Source organism: Bradyrhizobium sp. B117 (assembly GCF_038969555.1).
Taxonomy (GTDB): Bacteria; Pseudomonadota; Alphaproteobacteria; order Rhizobiales; family Xanthobacteraceae; genus Bradyrhizobium.
In genome coordinates, this window is the sequence record NZ_CP152414.1 from 6,505,101 (window position 1) to 6,525,568 (window position 20,468).

Sequence of the window (20,468 nt, forward strand, 5' to 3'; positions counted from 1 at the left end):
CTCCGTTCAAATGAAAAGGAATTCAGACGCTGCATGCGGCAGCGTGCGATGCTTCCTGCGCGGCGAGCACGACGGCGTGCTTGACCTTGGCGAACGCGCGGATCTCGATCTGTCGAACCCGTTCGCTGGAGATGGACAATTCGCGGGCAAGTTGATCGCGCGGAACAGGACATTCCGTCAGCCGCCTCGCTTCGAAGATGCGACGTTCCCGCGCAGCAAGCCCGCTCAACGCAACGCGCAAAGCCTTGGTGCGCTGCTCCGCCTGCTCGTGATCGACGAGCACCGTCTCCGCGTCGACCGCCCCATCGACCAGAAGCGCCTCCAACTCGGTTCCATTGTCCTCGTCACCGACGCGCGCGTTCAGCGACATGTCGCCATTGAGCCGCGCGTCCATCTCGATCACCTCTCGCGCCGTCACCTCCAGCTTCCCGGCGATCACCTCGGCGAGGTCAGGTGTAAGCCCCGTCATCATGCCGCCTGAGGCCTTCCTGATCTCGCTGCGGAGCTTGAAGAACAGCTTCTTCTGCGCAGCCGTCGTTCCGATCTTCACCAGGGACCAAGACCGCAGGATGTATTCGTGAATGGCAGCCTTGATCCACCAGATTGCATAGGTTGAAAAGCGCGCGCCGCGGCCGGGTTCGAAGCGTGACGCCGCGACAACGAGGCCCAAATTCGCTTCGGCGATCAGATCGACCAGCGGCAGGCCGTATCCCTGGTAGCCGCGCGCCAGCTTCGCGGCGAGCCGAAGATGGCTGGTGACGAGTGCATCCGCCGCGCCGCGGTCCCGCGTTTCCTGCCAGCTACGCGCCAGCTGCTGCTCCTGCCCCGGCTCAAGCAGGTCGAAGCGCCTGATGGCCGCAGAATAGGCGCTGAGGAACGGCGTCAACATCGCTGCGCCCGGCGCGGCAACGGGATCGCGCCTCGCAATTTCGTGGCTAGTCTGCATTCGACACTCCCACACTCATGTCCGGCTGATTAATCGCGAAAGCATCGCGCATCGTTTGGCTCGTCCTATCTGGGTCGGCGTCTCCATGCCGTGACGTCCGCGACCGGCGGGTGACGGACTTGCCCGCTCCTCGGGTCCAGGCAAGGATCTCGACGCGCCCTCCGGGCGCCGGACCGATGATCAGCCGGAAGCCATGCAGCTTGACGATGGCCGCCACCAGGCTCAACCCTAGTCCGACGCCCGGCGTATTGCGCATCCTGTCGGAGCGGTAGAACCGCCGCAGCACCGCCTCGCGTTCCTGCTCGCTGATGCCCGGACCGGTGTCACTCACGCTGACGAGCGCGGTGTCGTCCTCCGCCTCCAGGGCGAGTTCCACCCGGCCGCCTGACGGCGTGAACTTGATGGCATTGTCGACGAGATTGGCGACCGCCTCGAACAGCAGGTCGCGGTCACCCCACACCCGCACATTGCGCTCGACGACGACACCGAGCCCAATGCGCTTGTCTTCGGCGATGGGCTCGTAGACGTCGAGGACCTCCCGCAGGATCTCGTCGAGCGCGACGTCGCCGAAGCCGGCCGTGCGGCGGTTGTTCTCGATCTCGGTCAGGCGCAGCAAGGCCGTGACGATCGCCAGCGCCTGGTCGATGCCGGCGATGGCGTTATCCGTAACCTCCTGGAGCTGCTCCAGCGTTGCCGCATGCGTTCGCCCGCGCTCCAGCGCCAGGCGGACGCGCGTGAGTGGAGTTCGCAGATCATGGGCGATATCGTTGCCGACGCTGGCAAGCGCACAGATCATCGTCTCCATCTCGTCGAGCATGCCGTTGACGATCCCGGCCAGCCGCGCAAAGGAGTCGTCCGTATCGCCCTCCGGAAGCCGCTCGCGCAGCTCGCCAGCCACGATGCGCTGGACCCGCTGGTTGACCTCCTCCACGCGTCTCTGAGCACGAAGGCTCAGCCACGCACCTGCGAGCAGGCAGAGGCTGAAGGCCGGCAGCAGGCCCAGGGCCAGGGCCTCGCCCACCACGCTCGATATCTCGCGCGTTTCATCGACGTTCCGACCCATCACCAGGACATCGCCGCCCTCAAGACGCGTGCCGACCGCCCTGACGACCGGAACGTGGCCCCCCGGCTTTTCGATCAGATCGAGCCGCACGCCCTGTACCGCTCCGTCGAGCCGGAGCCCGTGCGGCACACGATCGACGTTGCCGGCAAGGCGGGCGCCGGCAGCGTCGAACAGTCCCGCGTACTGCACGCCCCTGGAATCCTGCGCGAGATGATCCGCGATCGCGCTGAGGCGGCGCGCCGGCGGCAGGTCGGCCATGAAGCGAATCTGCGTGGTGATCATGCGATCGGATCGCGCAACCAGATAGTCGTCGAGCTTGAAGTAGACAAACGCAAACAGGGCGACCACGAACACCCCGAAGGCAGCCGCCACGGCCAGCGCCCAAAGGAACGTGCCCGAGCGTATCAACTGAATCTGGTGCATCGCCCCGCCCCTATTGCCGCGAACGCAGGACGAAGCCGGAGCCGCGTACGTTGTGGATGAGCTGCACCTCTCCGGGACCGTCGACCTTGTGGCGAAGCCTGCCCATATGGACGTCGATCAGGTTCGTGGTCGCCGGCACGAACTTGTAGTTCCAGACTTCCTCGAGCAGCATCGCGCGGGTCAGCAATTGGTCGTTCCGGCGCATCATGTATTCGAGCAAGCGGAATTCGCGCGGCAGCAGGTCGAGCTCGCGCTCGCCGCGTCGTGCGGTGCGCTCGATCAGATCGAGCTCGAGCGGCCCGACATGCAGAACGGTTACGCGGCAGTCGATCGGACGGCGCAGCAAGGCCTCGATCCGCGCGACCAGCTCGACCAGCGCGAACGGCTTTGTGAGATAGTCGTCTCCGCCCATGCGCAATCCGCGCACCCGATCGTCCACCGCACCGAGCGCGCTCAGCACGAGCACGGGGGTTCTGACCTGATCCTTGCGCAGCGCTTCGATGACCGTGAGCCCGTCCATCCCCGGCAGCATCCGATCGACGATCATGGCATCGGGGCTCGACGCGCGCGCCCGGTTGAGACCGTCAACGCCGTCGCCGGCCCACTGCACCTCGAAGCCGCGATCGGCGAGCTCGGCAACGATCGGCTCGGCGGTCTCGGCGTCATCCTCGATCAGGAGAATCCGGTTCATGATCCTCGCTCCACGATTCGCGCGGCGCTTCGGCGCGCCGCGGGGAAGCTCGGACTCGGCGGCGCGCGCTGCCATGTTCAGTGCCCGCGCACATCGGACGCACGGCGTCGAAGCCGCCTGATGCGGGCCGCCCGCTGCAGCAAGAGGTAATGCTGCGGCGCGCGCGGTGCCATTAAATTGCGGTTCATGTTGTCGGCTGTGCGTGTCGCCAACAACACGAGCGCACGAATTGCGCGTGTTACAATTGTAATGATCATCTTGCGGGCTCCGCTCTGAACTGCGCTGCGTCGAACATATGTTGTCAACGCGCAAGCGGTCGTCCGGGGGGCCACGGATGTTATGGATTCGCACGATCGTGCTCGCGACGCCGCATCGGCTCACAGGCGATTGAAATGCGGTGAGCAATTCGTGCATTTGAATCGCAGCCCATCGCTCACATCTCAATGGCGGGCCGGCTTGGTTCGGCCTGGCGTCATCAATGGAGAAAGCGAATGACCACGTCCAAACTGTTGTCGATGGGATTGATTGCCGCTGCAATGCTGGGCGGACCCGTCATGGCGCGCGAGCACCATCGCGTCGTGCGGCAACCCGCGGTGGAAGCCGATACGGTCGCGACCAACGCGCAGTTCTATTATCCGGGCGAGCGCGCCTGCGTTCCCGCGCCGCGCGTCGGAGCCTTCGCGACCGCGCCGTGGACCGGAAACAACGTACCGTGCGAGCCGGGCACGGGCTACTGATCGCGCCAATGCGGCCGGCCGCCTAACTCCGCCGGACACTGCTGATGGACAGGGAGCGGGCTGCAGGATTCAGCCCGCTCCTTTCGGTGCGTCGTGGGCACGGGTCGCGCGATCACCTGCGCGAGCGTCGCGCCTCATGTCTGACGCCGAATTCAGTTGGATTACCGCGCCCCGCGCCTACCTCTCTTTCATCACTCGCTCGATCATCCGCAGCCACGCGCGCAAGGCGCGACGCGGCAGCGGGCATCACGGATGGCCGGGCAGCTCAACACGAGAGGAGTTCTCCATGACACGTACGATCATGATTCTGGCGACGGCAGCACTCGCCTCCACCCTCGCCATCGGCGCAGCCAACGCGCACGGCGGCGGTGGCGGTGGCCACGGCGGCTTTGGCGGTGGCGGTTTTGGTGGCGGACATGCGGGCTTCGGCGGCGGCGCGCATTTCGGCGGCATGGGCCATGAGGGAGGATTTGGCGGCGGCGCCCGGTTCAGCGGCGAGCACCTCGGCTTCGGCGGACATGCCGGCGGCCTCCGCCAGCACGCGTTTCACCACTTCGGCCGCTTCCATTCCGGATATGGGCTCTACGGCGCCTATCCGGATTGCTATGACTGGTACGAGTTCCATCCCGGCCAGCCGTTACCGTTGAGCTGCAGCTAACCCCGCCCGCTCAACTCCCATCGGTCCGGACCGACCGCCGCCGGCGCCAGGCGTTTGTTGCTGCCATGCAGCACCCTGGCGCTGCCGGGGCTTTCACAAACTGCGGTGACGTGCAATCGAGGCCAGATCCGGTGCCAACCCAAGCCCCGGCTCTTCGCCGAGGCTGACCGTGCCGTCCGTCACATCGGCGACGGCACCGCAGAACAGGTCGCGCAGCGGATTGTCGTTGATGTCCACCTCGAGCCAGCCGTCGCCTCCGATACCGGCCAAAAGATGCGCCGAGGCAAGCAGCCCGATGCCGCCACCGAGATAATGCGGGCAGAACGTCTTGCCCGATTTCAGGACGTCGCGCGCGAGGCCGGCGCAGGCGCTGAGTCCGCCCCATTTCGCAATGTCGGGCTGAACCACGCCGAGCACGTCTTCTGCGAGGACCTCGTCGAAGTCTTCGACCCTCGAAATGTTCTCGCCCGCCGCGATCGGCATCTTCGCGGCTATCCGCAGTCTGCGCCACTCCTCGCGCGGCCGATCGGCGCGGATGGGCTCCTCCAGCCAGCGCAGATCGAATGCGGCCAAGCGCGGCAGCATTTCCAAGGCCTGCGCAACGGACCACCCCTGATTGGCATCCGTGGCGAGCATGCCCGCGCCGACGATGGCGCGCAGCGCAGAAAGGTTGGCGAGGTCGGTTTCGGCGCCGAAGCCGATCTTCAGCTTCAACGCGCGATGGCCGCGCTTGAGCGCAGCTTCGGCCGTCTGGGCGGCGCCGCCGGGATTGATGCCGCTGGCGTAGACCTTGATCGTGCTCGACTGTCCGCCGAGCAGCCGCCACAGCGGCAAGTTCCGACGTCGCGCGAAAAGATCCCATAGTGCGAGATCAATGCCCGAGATCGCCTGCGCGAACGGGCCGGGCTCGCCGCATTGGAGCGCCAGCACTTCGGTGCCCTTGGTCAGGATCTCGAAAATCTCAGCAGGACCGTCGAATTTGCGCCCGACGAGCCCCGGCGCAAGGACCTCGTTGATGAGCCGGGCGCGATGCTCCGCGCCCGGAGCCGGAAAGTTGGACCAGGCCTCGCCCCATCCCTCGACGCCGTCTTCGTCGACGGCGCGAACGAAGACGGCGGGCCGGTTGAGCATCTTGCCGAACGAGGTGACCACCGGCGTTGCCAGCGGATAGCGATAGCAGAACGCCTCGATCGAGCGGATGGTGAAGCTGTCGGTCATATTGCAGATCCTGCGAGATTACGCGGAGCCGCTACCATCTCAGTAAGCGCGCGCGAAGTCACCTTCCTGCTTGATATCGGTGAAGACGGGAAAGCGCGCCTTCCATGGCGTGCCCTTGGCCGTGGTCAACTGGTTGAGCCGCTCCAGCACGCCGAGGCCGTCCTTGCGCAGGCTGGCCGAGACTGCTGCGCGGTCCGGAAAATTCTTCAGGACGGCATCGAGCCAGATGGTGCGGCCCGCCAGGAACCCGCTTGCACCTGCGGCATAAGAATAGTCGAGGACGCGCTCGAACTTTTCGGGGGCAGCGCCGCCCGACAGCAGCACCCAGGGGATGCTGCGTTCGCGGCAGATGTCACCGATCGCGTCGAACTCTCTCTGCGCGGCCTTGGCCTCCGCGCTGTCGTCACGGGCTGGCAGACCGTTGGCTGCAAGCGGGCTCTCCAGCTTGAGGAGATCGACGCCGTATTCCGGTTTTGCAAATTCGCGGACGCTGTCGATGACGAGACCCGGCAGCTTGCCGGGCGATTCCACGTAATCGGCCGTGTGATTGGCGCTACCGAGGAACGGATAGACCAGCAGTTCGAGAACATAGGGAATGTCGTGGCGGGCGCAGTCTTTGCCGATCTCGCGCACGAACTTCTTCTGATGCTCGTTCACCGCGGCATCGGCGTCCGGCCGGTACCAGGCCAGCACCTTGACGGCGTCGCCGCCCATGGCGCGGATCTTTTCCACGCTCCAGTTGGTGATGGCGCGCGACTTCCGGCCGCCCACGGTTTCCTCGACGCGATGCTCTTCCAGCGTCATGATCAGGCCGCAGCGCGGCGGCAACAGGTCGATCGCGGCGGGCACCGCAAAGTTCGGATCGAACAGCATCGAGCTGCAATGCGGCGCGAGGTTCTCGACCAGGAGACGCTTGGCCGCAGTGACGTCGGAATACTCGACCTGCTCCCGCGTGATGCCTTTGGCTTTCGCGATCGCATCGAACAGTGGCGGCCGCTGATCCAGCGCGACCATGCGAAAGTGGCCGTCCGCGTCAGCAAGCCGGGCCAGGCCGCGGTTCTTTCCAATCGTTCTCATGGCTTCGTCCTCATGAATACAAGACACTCGTTGATATCGGGGATTCCGTTGCGGCCGCCGGCGTGGCGGCATTTCATGGCGGCCGTGGCCGCCGAAAACGTCATGGCGGCGCGCACGTCGAGGCCAGCGCCGATCGCCAGCGCATAGGCGCCATGGAAGACGTCGCCAGCGCCTGTGGTGTCGACGACGTCGACGGCGAAGGCTGCCTGCCGATGCTGCTGGCCGTTCTCATACCAGCTCACGCCGCTCTCGCCGCGCGTCACGGCAATGACGCGGCAGCCGAAGCGCCCGAGCGCCGCCAGGGATTGATCATCGGCCGAACCTGCAAAAGATGCGAGTGCAGGCTCGGAGAAGATCGCGTGATCAGTCAGCGGCAGCAACCGCTCGAACACCTCTGCATCGGCCATGTCGCCGTCTAGCACCGTCGGGATGCCACGCGCGCGCGCCTCGCGGAACAACGTGGCGGCGCCCTCGACCCAGCGCGGATCGGCCAGCACGGACGACGCACGCGCAACCGCTTCAAGCGGAAGCCAGTCCGCGGCCTCCGGATAGAGGCCGCGGAAATTGACGATCTGCCGCTCGCCCGAGCTGTCGACAATGATGCCGGAGACCGACGAGCGGCCATTGGGAAACAGCCGGAAATTCTCGACATCGACACCTTCGGCGATGAAGGCCGACTTCATTTCATGGCCAGCGGCATCATTCCCCGCCCGTCCCCAGAACGCGACGGACGCGCCGAGCCTTGCCACCGCCACGCTCGCATTGGCGGCCATACCGCCGCCAAGCGTGCCGTACGCGACGGCCTTGATCTTCTCGCTTCCACCCGCGAACGGCCGATCGACGCGCCAGATCTGGTCGAGCGCTGATAGCCCAAGGCAGATCACGTGCACGGGCTTCGCCCTGGACGCGACGTCCGCCAGCGCTGCGAGATCACCAATGTTGGCTGGCGCGCTCACCGAAGGACCAGTCCGTTGGCAGAGTCAAACAGATGTGTCTTGCCAGGCTGCGGACGCAAACTGATGCGATCGCCGACCTTCGGCCGCAGCGCTGGGTCGACCCGCACGATGGCGGAGGCGCCGGCAAGATCGAAATGAATCAGCGTGTCCGAGCCGAGCGGCTCGACCAGCTTGACGTCGATCGCAATACCATCGGCAGCGACGGCAAAATGTTCGGGGCGAATGCCCAACACGGCCTTGCCGGCCTTACTCAGGCGGCTTGCGGTCTCGCCGTCCAGCGGCACCACCGTTCCATCTTGCGAAAGGATCGCACGCTCCTGGCGCCACTCGACTGGGAAGAAGTTCATCGCGGGCGAACCGATGAAGCCGGCGACGAACTGGTTGGCCGGCCGCTCATAGACCGCCTCGGGCGTGTCATATTGCTGGATCGTGCCGCTCTGGAGCACCACGATCCGGTCGGCCATGGTCATGGCCTCGATCTGATCATGGGTGACGAAGACCATGGTGGTCTTCAGCTCCTGCGACAGCGCCTTGATCTCGGCGCGCACCTGCCCGCGGAGCTTGGCGTCGAGATTGGACAGTGGCTCGTCAAACAGGAACGCCTTGGGGTTACGCACGATGGCGCGGCCCATGGCGACGCGCTGGCGCTGGCCGCCGGAGAGCTCCTTCGGCTTGCGGTCGAGGTAAGGCTCGATGTGGAGCAACGCGGCGGCGCGCTTTACCCGGGCGTCGATCTCCGCCTTCGGCGTGCCGCGCAGCTCCAGCGCAAACGACATGTTGTCGTAGACCTTCATGTGCGGATAGAGCGCGTAGTCCTGGAACACCATGGCGATATCGCGCTGCGCGGCCTGCACGCCGTTGACGCGTTTATCGCCTATATAGAGGTCGCCTGACGAGATCGGCTCCAGGCCCGCGATGATACGCAGCAAGGTCGACTTGCCGCAGCCGGACGGGCCGACGAACACGACGAACTCGTGGTCCGCGATCTCCAGATTGAGATCGGGGATCACGGTGAAATTGCCGTAGCGTTTGACGAGGTTGCGGATCGAGATCGAGGCCATGATCGCTCAGTCCAGCGCCAGCACAGGCTTGATCAGCTCGCCCTTGGCGAAGCGGGCAAAATTTTCGGGCAAGGCCTGTAGGCCGAACTCGCCGTCGACCAGGACGCGGTATTCGTCCTTGTACTTGCGCAGCAGCTCGACATTCGGTTCGAAATCCGAGACGGGAAAATAGAAGGTCCGGATCATGTAGAAATCCTTGCGGCGGAAGACCTTGCCTTCCTCGATGGTCCAGGGCGCCGCGTTCTCGCCGACCAGCACCAGCGCACCACGCGGCAGGACCAGCTCGATGCCGAGATTGCGCGCCGCATGCGCGCCCGAGCACTCCATGATGAGGGCAAAGCGCTTGGAGGTATCGCCGACCGGGTGCGCCTTCGCGCCGAAGGACTGCGCGATCTTCAGCCTCGCCGCGTTGGGATCGGCGACGAAGATGTCGCTATAGCCGAGCGCGCGGAGCGCCAGCACCACGCCGAGGCCGACCGGCCCTGCCCCCATGACGAGGACCGGACCTGCCTCACGCGCTGGCACCACCCGACTGACGAAGCGCACGGCGTGGCCTGATGTGCCGATGGTGTCGAGCAGCAGCGGCGCAAGGCTGTCCTCGATATCATCGGGCACCGGCAGGAGGCAGTTTTCCGGCACCGGCACATATTCGGCGTAGCCGCCCGGCCTGTTCCAGCCGATCAGGCTGGAGACTTCCAGGCACATCTGGGTGTCGCCGCGCTCGCAGGCGGCGCAACGACCGCAATGAAGCGGGATATAAACGGCGCAGCGGCGGCCATGCAGCCGGTGACCGGGCTGCTCGACGACACCAAAAATCTCGTGACCTGCGGTGAACTCGGCACCCTTGTGCCAGAGCTTGAAGTCCGAGCCGCACAGCGCGGTGCGCGAGACCCGCACCAGCACCTCGCCGGTACCGATTTCGGGCATCGCGACACGCTCGATGGTGATGCGGTCATTGCCGTGGAAGACCGCGGCCAGCATGATCGAGTTCGGACGGGGAGATACGTTCATCAGATACCTAGCCTTTCACCGCGCCGAGCGTCAGTCCGGACACCAGCCAGCGCTGAACCAGGGCCGCCAGCACCAGCGGCGGCAACGCGATCAGCGTCGCCGCGGCCATGAGGGCGCCCCATTGCGTCGAGCCTTCGCCGATGAAGTTGAAGGCCGCCGCGATCAGCGTCTTGGTGTCGCCGTTGGAGAGCACCAGCGCAAACAGGAAATAGTTCCACGAGAACACGAAGGCGAGGATCGCAGACACAGCGACGCCAGACGCCACCAGCGGCAGCGCGATGCGCCAGAGGATGCGCGTGACGCTGCACCCATCCACCTGCGCCGCCTCGAACACGCTGCGCGGAATGCCGTCGAACGACGGCAGCAGAACCCAGATCACGATCGGCAGCGTGATCACGGCATGGCTGAGGATCAGCGCGGTGTAGGAGCCGATCATGCCGATTTGCCGGAACATGACGTACCACGGCAGCAGAAACAGTGTGCCCGGCGCCATGCGCGCGGCAAGCGTCAGGATCGCCGGCCACGAAATCCGCGTCCAGGAGACGGCGAAGGCGGCGGGAATTCCAAACAGCAGTCCCAGCGCGGTCGAGCCGACCGTGACGATGAGGCTGTTGAGCGCGTAGCTGAGGAACGGCGTGGTCTTGGTCAGCTCGACATAATTCTCCAGCGTCGGCGTGAAGATCAGCGTCGGCGGATAGGCGGTGACCTCGAAGGACGGCTTGAACGAGGACAGCACCATCCAGACCGTCGGCGCCATGATGAGCACGCCGGCGAGCACGAGCTGGATGGTGTTGAGCCAGCGGATCCAGCGATCGGTGGTGGCTGCGTCGGTCATGAGGTCACCACGCCACTGCGCCGCGCAGGCGGTTGAAGGCAAGCACGGCGCCGAACACGATCGCCGTCAGCGTCAGCATCAGGGCGCTGGCATAGCCGATGTTGAAGAATTCGAAGCCGACCCGGAAGCCGTAGATGTTGAGCGTGTTCGAGGCGTTGCCCGGGCCGCCCTGGGTCGTGATGTAGATGATGTCGAAGAAGCGCAGCAGATCGACGCTGCGCAGGATCGCCGCGGTGACGATGGTCGGCAGCAGCAGCGGCAGCGTGATGCGCTGGAAGGTCTTGAATGGGGATGCGCCGTCGATCTGCGCGGCCTCGTAGACGCTCGGCGGCAGCGACTGTAGCCCGCCCAGCACGATCAGGGCGACGTAAGGCGTCCACTGCCAGCTGTCGATCAGCGCGACGGTCGGAATGACCCATATCGGCGAGGCCAGCCAGTCCGACGGCGGCAGGCCGAACAACTGCAGGATGTAGTTGGCGGCGCCCAGCGACGGGTCGAGGATCACCAGCCACATCATGCCGGCCACAACAGGCGGCATCATGAAGGGCGAGATGAACAGCGAGCGCACGATGCCCGGCAGACGCTTGGCGTGGAACAGCACCAGCGCCAGCCAGACGCCGAAGACGAGCTGGAGCACCAGGGACAGGACGAACAGCGCGATCGTCACCAAAAGCCCGTGCCAGAACTCGACGTCGGAGATCAGCTTCGAATAGTTGGCGAGGCCCGCGAAGGATTGCTTGCCGGTCGAGGAAAACGTCTGGAAGCCAAGCCACATCGTGTAGATGACCGGAAACGCGATCATCGCAACCGTGAAGATCACGGCCGGCGCCGAGAGCGCCGCCAGCTCCAGTTTCTGCCGGTCCTGCGTGAGTGTCGCAGCCGTGTCCGACATGCGTTCGTGCCCTCGATCGAGTTAGGTGCCGGCAGGCGGCTCGCCTGCCGGCATGAGGCCGTTAGTTCAGTGCGATCAGCGCATCGAGCGCCTTGTCGGCATCCGCGCAGGCCTGGTCGATCGGCTTCTGCTTCAGGATCAGATCCTGCACGGCCTGACCGATGAACTCGCGCGATTGCGGATTGGCGACGATGGGATAGCCGACTTCGGACGAGCCCTTGGTGGCGAGCACGTCGAGCGCCGCCTGCCACTCCTTCCGCACCGGCTCTTCATCGATCCACTTGCGATACTCGGGATCGTTGGCGACGGACGGACGCGGCGGCGCAATGCCCTGGAGCGCCATCTTCTTCTGCACCTCGGGGCTGGTCGCCCACTGCACGAAGTACCAGGCCGCATCCGGCTGCTTGCTGTGGGAGGAAACTGCCATTCCCCAGCCGATCGTGGTCGGCACCTGACCGGCCTCGCCGGCCGGGAACGGCAGCAGGCCGGTGTCCTTCAGGCGCGCGCCGCCTTCCATCACCGTGCGCAGCTCGTTCGACGATTCGAACGCCATCGCGGCGCGGCCGCTGCGATAGAGCGCGGAAATCTGCTGGAAGCTGTAGTTGACGACGCCGGGAGGTCCGAAGTCGCGCAGCAGCCGGCTGTAGGTGTCGAGCGCCTCCTTGCCCTTGGCGGAGCAGAGGTTCGACTTGCCGCCAGCGATGTACGTGCCGCCGATGTTGTGCAGCATGTTGCTGAAGGTGTAGGCGACCGCCGGCTTGAGGCCGCGCGAGACGAACGGCGTCACCGCGCTGTCGCAAGCCTTGATCTTCTCGGCCGCAGCCTCGACGTCCTTGATCGTCTTCGGCGCATCGAGGCCGCACTTCTTGAAGATGTCGGTGCGGTAATAGAAGATCGGCCCTTCGAGATTCATGGGCATGCTGGTGAGCTTGCCGCCAAAGGTCGCGGCCTTGAGCAGGGCCTGGCTCAACCCGCTCGGATCATAGTCTTTGGCGACCTCGTTCTTGGCCATCACGGTGAGATCGGCATACCAGCCGGCGGCGGCGAACTGCTCGCCCTCGCGCGAGGGCAGCGTCATGAACACGTCGACCTCGTCGCTGTTCGCGTTCATGACGGTGACCAGGCGCTGACGCATCTGCTGTTCCTGATAGCCGTCGACCTTCAGCGTCATGCCGGTCAGCTTCTCGAAATCGGCCTTGTAGGTCAGCAACGCCTGCGAGACCGGATTGTTGTTGGCGAGAAAGGTGACGGTCTTGCCCTTGAACTTCATCCAGTCGAAATCGGCGGCGTGCGCCTGCGCACTGGCCGCAATCGCGAGAGCGGGCAACGCGACATGCGTCGCGAGCATCCTGGCTTTCATTGAATTCTCCTCCCGGCTGGCCGCCTTAAACTGGCAGACCCTTTTTGAATACGATCTGAAAACGGTTACAACTTAAGCCACACCATCGCCGTGTCAAGCAGTGGACAACCTATGCAATCTGCGGCAGATTTACGAGATTGTTGCTATCCAGCGGCGGCCTGAGCCGAAATGTAACGTTACATTCATGCGCCTGACCAACGCCAAGTCTGTGAAACAGGGCATCCGCGCCGTGGCGGCCCGCGCCGGCGTCTCGACGGCATCGGTCTCGCGCGCCCTCAACAATCCCGACGCGGTGAGCCCATCCTTGCGCGCGCGCATCGAGCAGGCGATCGACGCGCTCGGCTACATCCCGCATGCGCCGGCGCGCATTCTCTCGTCACGCCGCTCGCGCACGCTCGGCGCGATCGTGCCGACCATCGACAACACGATGTTCGCGCGCGGCATTGCCTCGCTTCAGCAATATCTGTCCTCGGTCGGATACATGCTGTTCCTCACCACCAGCGGCTACGATCTCGACGTCGAACTGCAGCAGGCGCGCAATCTGATCAGCCGCGGTGTCGACGGTCTCGTGCTGCGCGGCGACTGCCATCACGACGGATTGCGCAAGCTCCTCGCCGACAACGCGGTGCCCTTCATCAATGTCGGCATCTACCAGCCTGACCGGCCCTACCCTTGCGTCGGCACCGACAACGAAGCGGCCGCCCATCGCGCCGCCGCGCATGTCATCGAGCTCGGCCATCGCCGGATCGGGATCGTCTCGGCACTCCAGCGCAACAATGACCGCGCCAGCGCGCGCGTCGCCGGCTTCCGCCGCGCGCTCGCCGAGAACGGTCTCGAGCTTCCCCCGCAATGGCATGTCGAGGTGCCCTATACGCTGGACGACGCGCGTGAGGCGGCCCGCCATCTCCTCAATCTCAGGGATCGCCCGACCGCCGTAGTGTGCGGCAACGACGTCATCGCCTATGGCGTGCTGCTGGAGGCGGAGCGCGACGGGTTCTCCGTGCCGCGCGATCTGTCGGTCGTCGGCTTCGACGACCTCGACTGGAGCCGCCATTTGCGGCCGAGCCTGACCACGATCCACGTTCCGACCGGGGAAACCTGGCAGCGCGCCGGCGAATATCTGGTCCGCAGCCTCGCCGGCGAGCAGACCATCATGCACCGCGAGATCGACTTCTCGCTGGTGGTCCGCGAATCGACGCTCCGCCGCCGAAATCCCTGAAGTGAGACCCTTCCGATGAACTCGAACTTCTCTCTCGCAGCCGGCTTTCATGCCGTCGTGATCGGCGGCGCCGGCGACATCGGCGCCGCGATCAGCAACCAGTTTTGCGAGCTCGGCGCCACGGTCACGGCAACAGGCGCCAACGATGCCGATCTTGGCCGCACCCTGCTCAAGCCCCGCGCGGGCCTCACACTCGCGACGCTCGACGTCACCGATGATGACGCTGTGACGTCATTCGCCCGCCAGCACAAGCGCGTCGATGCGCTTGTCAACTGCGCCGGCATTCTCGTACGCGACAAGGAATTTGAGATCGAGACCTTCATGAAGGTGCTCGACGTCAATCTCACCGGCACGTTCCGGACCTGCATGGCGTTCCGTCCACTGCTCGCGGAGAGCAAGGGCTCGATCGTCAACATCGCCTCGATGAATGCGACGTTGGCGCTGCCGCGAATCCCTGCCTATTGCGCCAGCAAGGGCGGCGTCGTGATGCTGACCAAGGCACTCGCCCTCAAGTGGGCCGAGGAGGGTATCCGCGTCAATGCGGTGGCACCCGGCTACATCGAAACCGCGATCAACGCCGCCGGCCGCACCGATCGCGCACATCATCAGCGCATCGCCGACCGCACCGCCTTCAAGCGCTGGGGACAACCAAAAGACATCGCCGGCGCAGTCGCATTCCTCTGCATGCCAGCTTCGCAATATGCGACTGGTACGGTGGTCGCGGTGGACGGCGGATTTCTTGCGGGATGAGTCAGAACGATCCGAACATCGACCCCAGGATCAGGACGACCACGAGCGCAATGATGCAGCTGACGATCACGGTCATCACCATGTCGAGATAGCTTTCACGGTGGGTGAGACCGCTGATCTGCAACAGCAGGAGCACGGTGCCGTTGTGGGGAAGCGCGTCCAGTGTGCCGGCGCTCATCGTCGTGATGCGATGCAACAAGTCCGGAGCGAGGTGATGCTCGGTTGCCAGGCGCATGAAATCGTCGCCAAATGCATTGAGCACGATGGCCATGCCGCCGGAGGCGGTCCCGGTCAGCCCCGCCAGCACATTCATCGAGACGGCCAGCGAGACGAGCGGTCCGCCTTGAATCGAGAAGACCGCGTCGCGAACCGTCGCAAATGCCGGTAATGCGGCCACGACCGCGCCGAAGCCGACAAGGCTCGCGATCATCAGCATCGGCAGGGCTGCGGAATTCGCGCCGGCGTCGAGACTTTCACGCACGGATGGCAAGCGTCGCAGGTTGACGAGAAGGACGGTCAGGTTTGCCGCAATGAGCGCGACGATCACCGACCAGACGCCGGACACGGCCCCGATCGTCGTGCCGCCCCACTGCTCCTCGGACAGAAACGAAAAATCGAGCCGCGGAAACACAACAAGCGACATCAGGAAATTCGTGCCGATGACGACGACGAGCGGCAGCACGGCCAGCGCGAAGCTAGGCCCGCTTTCAGCCGGCTTGCCGTGCGGCAGCTCGGCCGGATCGAAGTCGCCTGCCGGCGCCGCCTGCTCGCGCACGATCTCGCTCACGACAGGAGTGAAGCTCGCCCCGCCGCCGTATCCCTCGCCGGCCTTGCGAGCGGCCGTCTCGGCCCGGCCAAGCCACCACATCCCGAAAACGAAGATGATAATGGATGCGATGATACTGAGCCCCGGGGCCGCGAAGGTGGTCGTGCCGAAGTACGGCATCGGAATGGCGTTGTTGACTGAGGGCGTTCCGGGCATCACCGACATCGTGAACGTGAATGCACCCAGCCCGATCGTTGCCGGCAGCAGACGGCGCGGGAGATCCGCGGCCCGAAACATCTCGTGGGCCATCGGTACCAGCACGAAGAATGCGACGAACACGCTCACGCCGCCGTAGGTCACGATCGCCGAGGCGATCACCACCGCCAATATCGTGCGGGTGGTTCCCAGTCTTTTCGTCAAACCCTGCGCGATGGCGCTGATCGAGCCGCTGTCCCCCATCAGCTTGCCGAACAATCCGCCCAGCATGAACATGGGAAACCATTGGGCGACGAACCGCGCCGCCCCGCTCATGAATGTTTGCGTCCACTGAGCTAGCAACGGTTCGCCCGAGAATGCGGCCGCGATGAGCGCCGCCAGCGGAGAGACCAGCAGCACGCTGACGCCCCGGTACGCGAGCCACATCAGCAGCGCTAGTCCGATCAACACCCCAAGCAATCCCATGGTGCACCTTCCAGCAATTTCGGAGCGATGATCGCCGCGTTGCGGATCAAGCTCCCGCGACAGGCTTTTCGACGTCGTTTGCGACAGGAGCGACCGTCTCCAACCGCTGTCGCGGCAACAGGAACAGCCACGTCACCAGCACGAACGGCGCGGTGAGCGCCGGGATGGCAAACGGGGTCAACGCCACGTTCAAGGCCGCCTGGGCGATCACCGTAAACACCGTCGCAAGGGCTGCGTAGGCCGCGACGCGCCAGCTCGGTCGATAGAAGACGGTCCCAAGCGCGATCGCCGTGAGAACCGGACTGAACCCAAGCAGACCACCGGTGATCAGATCGCTCTCGGCGCCGAAAAGATGGGCCGTCAACACAGCCAAGACCGCTCCCCCGAGTGCGAAGGCGGCTGCTGCGAGCGAGCTCACGGCGAGTCCCGCAAGCAGGAGCAGCGCCGCTATGCCGCTGGCTTTCAGAAACACCTGGGAGATGCTCAGGACCACGCCATTGGCGAGGTCGATCAGCTGGAGCGGGCTCGCCTTGTAGGGTTGGAAGGCGGCCACGACTGCGCCGGACGGCAGCGCCGTTCCCGCAAGCCCGGAAAACCCATACGTGGCCAGCAGGAGAAGCCACGTCGTGAGCACGAACGGAAATGTGAGCGCGCCTCCCCACGGCTTGACGACGTTCGTGGTGGCAAGCATCACGACCACGGAGACGGCCGCTCCCAGGATCACGTACACCCACAGCAGCGGTCCGGGCGCCAGGAACGTCGCCAGCGCGAGGCCGACGAGAATGCCGTTGAAACCATAGAGACCGGAATGAAGCGGCTCGCTTTCGACGTGAAGCCATAGCGCGGTCAGGTTCGAGACGATAACCGCGAGCACGCCGGCGATCGCGACCTGGGGCGTGCCGGCAGCGTAGGAGCCCCAGGCGATCGCGGCGAGGAAGAGCGCCCCGCTCAGCGGATTATCCTGGAACATGACCTGTCCAATGCCGCGCAGATTGGTGTCCAGGAACCGCAACGCGCCTGACGACACCGAGAGGCTTTCCCAGTTGGCCAAGATCTTTTCCATTGCTGCCTCCTCGAACTTGTCCGGCCGGCAAGCCGTCGGCAGCGCTCGCTACCGCCACAAATACGGCGGCGGCAGCGCGGCACCGACGACCTCCTCGCGGACTATCCCCCAGAATTCGCGTACCTTGGCCTTCACCTGCGCCGTTTCCCGGCCGAGCACCTTGAAGATCAGGCCGGCCTCATTCGGCAGGCGACACGCGCCGAAGGCGATGCCTTCCGCGAGGTCGACCGCCGCCTGCATGCGTTCGTGGATGCGCTCCGCCCTCTCCATCGGCGTGCACAGGATCACGTTGGCGAGTACGTCGAAGGAGTTCATCACACCCGTCTGCCGCATTTGGTAGCGCTGCGGCTCGATCACGAGCTTCTCCGCGAACAGGGATCGGCCATCGGGCCGCGCGGCCGAGGTCGATATCGACAACACCGTTGCGCCAAAGCACTCGTCGGGATGATGGTGCTTGCGGCCGGGCTGAATGATTTCCGAGAACAGCAAGGTCGCCGACGGCGCGATGCAGATCTGCGTGTCGCTGAGAAACCGCGAGTGCCGGTGCGGAATCACGGGATCGGGGAGAAACTCCAGATAGGCATCGTCGGCGAGCGTGATCGTCTGACTTTGCGCCGCGTAGTTGGCGTCCATCGCATGAATCTTGGTGGCCGACTGTGACGTCAGATGAACCTGCGCAGCTGGACCAAGGCTGATGTCGAGACCGAGCCGGTCTCCCTGCAACACGCAGCCGGTGGTGGTGATGAGGAACACGCTCGCCAGGCCTGGGATCGCTTCGTCGCAGTAGAGCGGCCGCTGCACCATATAGGGCGCGCGGCGTTGCAAATCGGTCAGGATGGTCTGGCCGGCGCGCTGCTCGAAGCCCAGGCGCAGGAACCCGGTCTTTCCGACAGTGCCGCTGCGCATCTGCGGCGGCTCGTCCTGAAAGGACGCAAATTCCGGCATCGATGCGCCGAGAGCCTCGGCCCGAGACCAGGGATGGAACGCTGCCGGTATCATGCCAACCGCCGTTCGCGCGGATTGATGTCGAACAGGAACTCCCGCTCGATCAGCCCCACCAGCTCCGGAATGCCTTCGCCCGTCTTGCAGTTGGTGAACAGGAACGGCTTTGCGCCGCGCATCAGCTGCGAATCCCGCCTCATCACCTCGAGGCTGGCTCCGACGTGAGGGGCAAGATCGGTCTTGTTGATGACGAGGATGTCGGAATAGGTGATCCCGGGCCCGTTCTTGCGCGGGATTTTGTCGCCCGCGGCGACGTCGATCACATAGATGAAATAGTCCACCAAGGCGGGCGAGAAGGTCAGGGTCAGATTGTCCCCTCCACTCTCGATCAGCACGACGTCGCTATCGGGGAAGCGCCGCTCCATATCCTCGACCGCGGCGAGGTTCATGCTCGGGTCTTCGCGCACGGCGGTGTGGGGGCAGGCGCCCGTCTCCACGCCGATGATGCGCTCGTGGAGCAGGATGCCCTTGAGTGTCCGCTGAACGTGCTTGGCGTCCTCGGTCGTCACCACGTCGTTGGTGATGATGAGCACCTTGATGCCGAGCTCGAGCAGGCGCGGTGTAATGGCTTCGACGATCGCCGTCTTTCCCGACCCCACCGGGCCGCCGATACCGATGCGCGTGATACTCTTCGACATGACGGGACTCCATTCGACGTCAGTTCATGAACAGGCGCACATGCGCTCTCGTGTGGACAGCGGCCAGAATCTCGGCGAGGGGCGCAAAGCCGGCCATGTCCGACAGCCGCGCCGTCGCGGCGATCGCGTACATCGCCTCCGCCTGCCCGGTGAGCTCGTAGAGAATCCGCTGCGTTTCGATGTGGCTGATCTTCATCAGCCGCAGCGCCGCACCGAGGATCGTCGTCGCCACCCCATACTGGTGCACGACGAACGCCTCATAAGCCGGCAACTCCTGCACCGCGAAATTGATCGCCAATGCGATCGGGTAGCAGCCCGGAGTGACCGCCTTCGCAATGCATTCACGCCAGGTGCAAAGCAGCGGCGCGCCGACCACCTCGACACCCATGTCCGTGAACTTCCGGCCCATGCGAACCGACATTACCCGCGCTTCGCCCGAGAGCTTGCGCGCATAGACCTGCGCGTCGATGCGCGCGAGGGTCTCGATGTCTCCGGCGAGGGCCGCGCGATGCGCAGCGATCAGGGCGACGCAGTCACCGCGCGCCGCCTGTTCCAGCGCCGTCAGCGCAAAGGCTCGCAGAGTGGCCACGTCAGTGACGACGCCCTGCTGAACGGCGGATTCCAGTCCGGACGAAAACGAGAACGCGCCGACGGGAAACATCGAGTCGCCAAACTGGAGCAGCCGCGAGAGCGATGCGGCGGTCCTCGGTGCGCCCGCATTGTCATTTGCGGTGATCACGCGCGGAGCCGGCCGTTACCGGCGAGGTTCGTTGGTGAGGAGCGGTGGCCGGGTGAGCGTGGACATGCGCCTGCGAATGTCCGTTGATCTGCCCAGCCTCCGCCGCGTCGTGGACGTGGCTCTCGTGCGCGTGAGAATGCACCGGCCCTTCGGCGCCGCCGAACAGCCGGCGGGATTCATGCGGAGCGAGGTAAGGAACGACTTCGCGTCCGGAGACGAATTCGTAATGGATGCCCTCAAAGTGGTGCGTCTTCATGACGGAGGCCATCACCTTGCGATCGACGGTGAGCGGGACATAGACGCACGTGCCCTTGACCAGGGCCGGCCAGTGCTGGTTGCCCATGGCGTGGCCGAGCTCGACGCAAGTCCGCATCGCGAGGTCGGGCACTACGGCAGTCAGCTCGTCCAGATGCACGATCATGACGTCCCGAAGCTCGATCCGCGCCACCAGCGCCGCATGCGTCCGCTCATCCCAGAGCAGGATATCCCCGTCGCAAAGATGCGTGTGGCGATCGAGAGAGACCGCCACCTGCGCGCCTTTGGCCGTGGTCTTGCGAAAACGGCTCTTCTGCGCCTCCCACTGGTCGATCTCGACCAGATCTATCTCGGCGTCCGACAGCCGCCCTGCCCACACCGGATCGGCGGAATTGCCCAGGACGCTTTCGATCATGATCATGGCCGA

At 64.9% G+C, this 20,468-nt stretch carries 20 protein-coding genes and 1 pseudogene; 4 read left to right on the forward strand and 17 right to left on the reverse strand.

Annotated elements, in window-relative coordinates:
- Positions 1-22: 22 nt before the first annotated feature.
- From rpoH to AAFG16_RS31710, 3 genes are read right to left on the reverse strand one after another with little or no spacing between them, the layout of a single operon-like run.
- The gene (gene rpoH / locus AAFG16_RS31700) at positions 23-946 is read right to left on the reverse strand and encodes an RNA polymerase sigma factor RpoH (RefSeq protein WP_283080399.1); all 924 of its coding nucleotides are present in this window, start codon (positions 944-946) and stop codon (positions 23-25) included.
- On the reverse strand, positions 936-2,432 hold the full coding sequence (locus AAFG16_RS31705; RefSeq protein WP_342731607.1) for an ATP-binding protein: 1,497 nt from the start codon (positions 2,430-2,432) through the stop codon (positions 936-938). The genes rpoH and AAFG16_RS31705 overlap by 11 nt, the downstream gene beginning before the upstream one ends.
- A gap of 10 nt (positions 2,433-2,442) precedes the next feature.
- A complete protein-coding gene (locus tag AAFG16_RS31710; protein WP_283080401.1) occupies positions 2,443-3,123 on the reverse strand; it encodes a response regulator transcription factor in 681 nt (226 codons plus the stop codon).
- Positions 3,124-3,614: 491 nt separating this feature from the next.
- Between AAFG16_RS31710 and AAFG16_RS31715 the strand changes: the two genes are divergently transcribed.
- The gene (locus AAFG16_RS31715; protein WP_342731609.1) at positions 3,615-3,860 is read left to right on the forward strand and encodes a hypothetical protein; all 246 of its coding nucleotides are present in this window, start codon (positions 3,615-3,617) and stop codon (positions 3,858-3,860) included.
- A 286-nt stretch (positions 3,861-4,146) separates the two neighbouring features.
- A complete protein-coding gene (locus AAFG16_RS31720; RefSeq protein WP_342731611.1) occupies positions 4,147-4,518 on the forward strand; it encodes a hypothetical protein in 372 nt (123 codons plus the stop codon).
- A gap of 93 nt (positions 4,519-4,611) precedes the next feature.
- Here the strand turns inward: AAFG16_RS31720 and AAFG16_RS31725 are convergent, their stop codons facing one another.
- The 8 genes from AAFG16_RS31725 to AAFG16_RS31760 all read right to left on the reverse strand — a co-directional run bounded on the left by AAFG16_RS31725 (position 4,612) and on the right by AAFG16_RS31760 (position 12,928).
- Entirely contained in the window at positions 4,612-5,736 is a 1,125-nt protein-coding gene (locus AAFG16_RS31725) for a mandelate racemase/muconate lactonizing enzyme family protein (RefSeq protein ID WP_342731613.1), read from the reverse strand.
- A 39-nt stretch (positions 5,737-5,775) separates the two neighbouring features.
- Positions 5,776-6,813, reverse strand: a complete 1,038-nt coding sequence (locus tag AAFG16_RS31730) for a tagatose 1,6-diphosphate aldolase (protein WP_342731615.1) — start codon at positions 6,811-6,813, stop codon at positions 5,776-5,778.
- On the reverse strand, positions 6,810-7,769 hold the full coding sequence (locus tag AAFG16_RS31735) for a sugar kinase (protein ID WP_342731617.1): 960 nt from the start codon (positions 7,767-7,769) through the stop codon (positions 6,810-6,812). The genes AAFG16_RS31730 and AAFG16_RS31735 overlap by 4 nt, the downstream gene beginning before the upstream one ends.
- A complete protein-coding gene (ugpC, locus tag AAFG16_RS31740) occupies positions 7,766-8,830 on the reverse strand; it encodes a sn-glycerol-3-phosphate ABC transporter ATP-binding protein UgpC (protein ID WP_342731619.1) in 1,065 nt (354 codons plus the stop codon). Before ugpC ends, AAFG16_RS31735 begins: the two co-directional genes overlap by 4 nt.
- A 6-nt stretch (positions 8,831-8,836) precedes the next feature.
- Positions 8,837-9,841: a zinc-binding dehydrogenase gene (locus tag AAFG16_RS31745; RefSeq protein WP_342731621.1), complete on the reverse strand. Its 1,005-nt coding sequence runs from the start codon at positions 9,839-9,841 to the stop codon at positions 8,837-8,839.
- Positions 9,842-9,848: 7 nt separating this feature from the next.
- Positions 9,849-10,676 (reverse strand): carbohydrate ABC transporter permease, encoded by an 828-nt coding sequence (locus AAFG16_RS31750; RefSeq protein WP_283080410.1) that lies wholly within the window; start codon positions 10,674-10,676, stop codon positions 9,849-9,851.
- Positions 10,677-10,680: 4 nt separating this feature from the next.
- Positions 10,681-11,568: a sugar ABC transporter permease gene (locus AAFG16_RS31755; protein WP_342731624.1), complete on the reverse strand. Its 888-nt coding sequence runs from the start codon at positions 11,566-11,568 to the stop codon at positions 10,681-10,683.
- 61 nt (positions 11,569-11,629) lie between these two features.
- Positions 11,630-12,928 (reverse strand): sugar ABC transporter substrate-binding protein, encoded by a 1,299-nt coding sequence (locus AAFG16_RS31760; protein ID WP_283080412.1) that lies wholly within the window; start codon positions 12,926-12,928, stop codon positions 11,630-11,632.
- 184 nt (positions 12,929-13,112) lie between these two features.
- Between AAFG16_RS31760 and AAFG16_RS31765 the strand changes: the two genes are divergently transcribed.
- Positions 13,113-14,147: a LacI family DNA-binding transcriptional regulator gene (locus AAFG16_RS31765; RefSeq protein WP_342731627.1), complete on the forward strand. Its 1,035-nt coding sequence runs from the start codon at positions 13,113-13,115 to the stop codon at positions 14,145-14,147.
- Between the two features lie 15 nt (positions 14,148-14,162).
- Complete coding sequence (locus AAFG16_RS31770; RefSeq protein ID WP_342731629.1) at positions 14,163-14,897, forward strand: SDR family oxidoreductase; 735 nt, start codon at positions 14,163-14,165, stop codon at positions 14,895-14,897.
- Between the two features lies 1 nt (position 14,898).
- Here AAFG16_RS31770 and AAFG16_RS31775 read toward each other — a convergent pair whose 3' ends face one another.
- From AAFG16_RS31775 to ureE, 6 genes and pseudogenes are all read right to left on the reverse strand, one after another.
- Positions 14,899-16,344, reverse strand: coding sequence for a GntP family permease (locus tag AAFG16_RS31775; RefSeq protein ID WP_342731631.1), 1,446 nt, complete (start codon positions 16,342-16,344; stop codon positions 14,899-14,901).
- A gap of 46 nt (positions 16,345-16,390) precedes the next feature.
- Complete coding sequence (gene yut / locus AAFG16_RS31780; RefSeq protein ID WP_342731633.1) at positions 16,391-17,407, reverse strand: urea transporter; 1,017 nt, start codon at positions 17,405-17,407, stop codon at positions 16,391-16,393.
- 48 nt (positions 17,408-17,455) lie between these two features.
- Positions 17,456-18,406 carry an urease accessory protein UreD gene (locus tag AAFG16_RS31785; protein ID WP_283080417.1) on the reverse strand — a complete coding sequence of 317 codons (951 nt, stop codon included), beginning with the start codon at positions 18,404-18,406 and terminating at the stop codon, positions 17,456-17,458.
- Positions 18,403-19,047, reverse strand: a complete 645-nt coding sequence (gene ureG, locus AAFG16_RS31790) for an urease accessory protein UreG (protein ID WP_283080418.1) — start codon at positions 19,045-19,047, stop codon at positions 18,403-18,405. The genes AAFG16_RS31785 and ureG overlap by 4 nt, the downstream gene beginning before the upstream one ends.
- A 19-nt stretch (positions 19,048-19,066) precedes the next feature.
- Positions 19,067-19,708: an urease accessory UreF family protein gene (locus AAFG16_RS31795; protein ID WP_283080419.1), complete on the reverse strand. Its 642-nt coding sequence runs from the start codon at positions 19,706-19,708 to the stop codon at positions 19,067-19,069.
- A 184-nt stretch (positions 19,709-19,892) separates the two neighbouring features.
- Positions 19,893-20,462, reverse strand: a pseudogene (ureE, locus tag AAFG16_RS31800) (urease accessory protein UreE); the annotation flags it as partial.
- Positions 20,463-20,468 lie beyond the last annotated feature (6 nt).

Bases quoted from the DNA above. Each gene is read 5' to 3' on its own strand.
- AAFG16_RS31745 (WP_342731621.1), bottom strand. From the start codon at position 9,841: ATGAACGTATCTCCCCGTCCGAACTCGATCATGCTGGCCGCGGTCTTC.
- AAFG16_RS31730 (WP_342731615.1), bottom strand. From the start codon at position 6,813: ATGAGAACGATTGGAAAGAACCGCGGCCTGGCCCGGCTTGCTGACGCG.
- AAFG16_RS31795 (WP_283080419.1), bottom strand. From the start codon at position 19,708: ATGTTTCCCGTCGGCGCGTTCTCGTTTTCGTCCGGACTGGAATCCGCC.
- AAFG16_RS31770 (WP_342731629.1), top strand. From the start codon at position 14,163: ATGAACTCGAACTTCTCTCTCGCAGCCGGCTTTCATGCCGTCGTGATC.
- ureG (WP_283080418.1), bottom strand. From the start codon at position 19,047: ATGTCGAAGAGTATCACGCGCATCGGTATCGGCGGCCCGGTGGGGTCG.
- yut (WP_342731633.1), bottom strand. From the start codon at position 17,407: ATGGAAAAGATCTTGGCCAACTGGGAAAGCCTCTCGGTGTCGTCAGGC.
- AAFG16_RS31775 (WP_342731631.1), bottom strand. From the start codon at position 16,344: ATGGGATTGCTTGGGGTGTTGATCGGACTAGCGCTGCTGATGTGGCTC.
- AAFG16_RS31720 (WP_342731611.1), top strand. From the start codon at position 4,147: ATGACACGTACGATCATGATTCTGGCGACGGCAGCACTCGCCTCCACC.
- AAFG16_RS31725 (WP_342731613.1), bottom strand. From the start codon at position 5,736: ATGACCGACAGCTTCACCATCCGCTCGATCGAGGCGTTCTGCTATCGC.
- AAFG16_RS31710 (WP_283080401.1), bottom strand. From the start codon at position 3,123: ATGAACCGGATTCTCCTGATCGAGGATGACGCCGAGACCGCCGAGCCG.
- ugpC (WP_342731619.1), bottom strand. From the start codon at position 8,830: ATGGCCTCGATCTCGATCCGCAACCTCGTCAAACGCTACGGCAATTTC.
- AAFG16_RS31760 (WP_283080412.1), bottom strand. From the start codon at position 12,928: ATGAAAGCCAGGATGCTCGCGACGCATGTCGCGTTGCCCGCTCTCGCG.
- AAFG16_RS31755 (WP_342731624.1), bottom strand. From the start codon at position 11,568: ATGTCGGACACGGCTGCGACACTCACGCAGGACCGGCAGAAACTGGAG.
- AAFG16_RS31765 (WP_342731627.1), top strand. From the start codon at position 13,113: ATGCGCCTGACCAACGCCAAGTCTGTGAAACAGGGCATCCGCGCCGTG.
- AAFG16_RS31750 (WP_283080410.1), bottom strand. From the start codon at position 10,676: ATGACCGACGCAGCCACCACCGATCGCTGGATCCGCTGGCTCAACACC.
- rpoH (WP_283080399.1), bottom strand. From the start codon at position 946: ATGCAGACTAGCCACGAAATTGCGAGGCGCGATCCCGTTGCCGCGCCG.
- AAFG16_RS31705 (WP_342731607.1), bottom strand. From the start codon at position 2,432: ATGCACCAGATTCAGTTGATACGCTCGGGCACGTTCCTTTGGGCGCTG.
- AAFG16_RS31785 (WP_283080417.1), bottom strand. From the start codon at position 18,406: ATGATACCGGCAGCGTTCCATCCCTGGTCTCGGGCCGAGGCTCTCGGC.
- AAFG16_RS31715 (WP_342731609.1), top strand. From the start codon at position 3,615: ATGACCACGTCCAAACTGTTGTCGATGGGATTGATTGCCGCTGCAATG.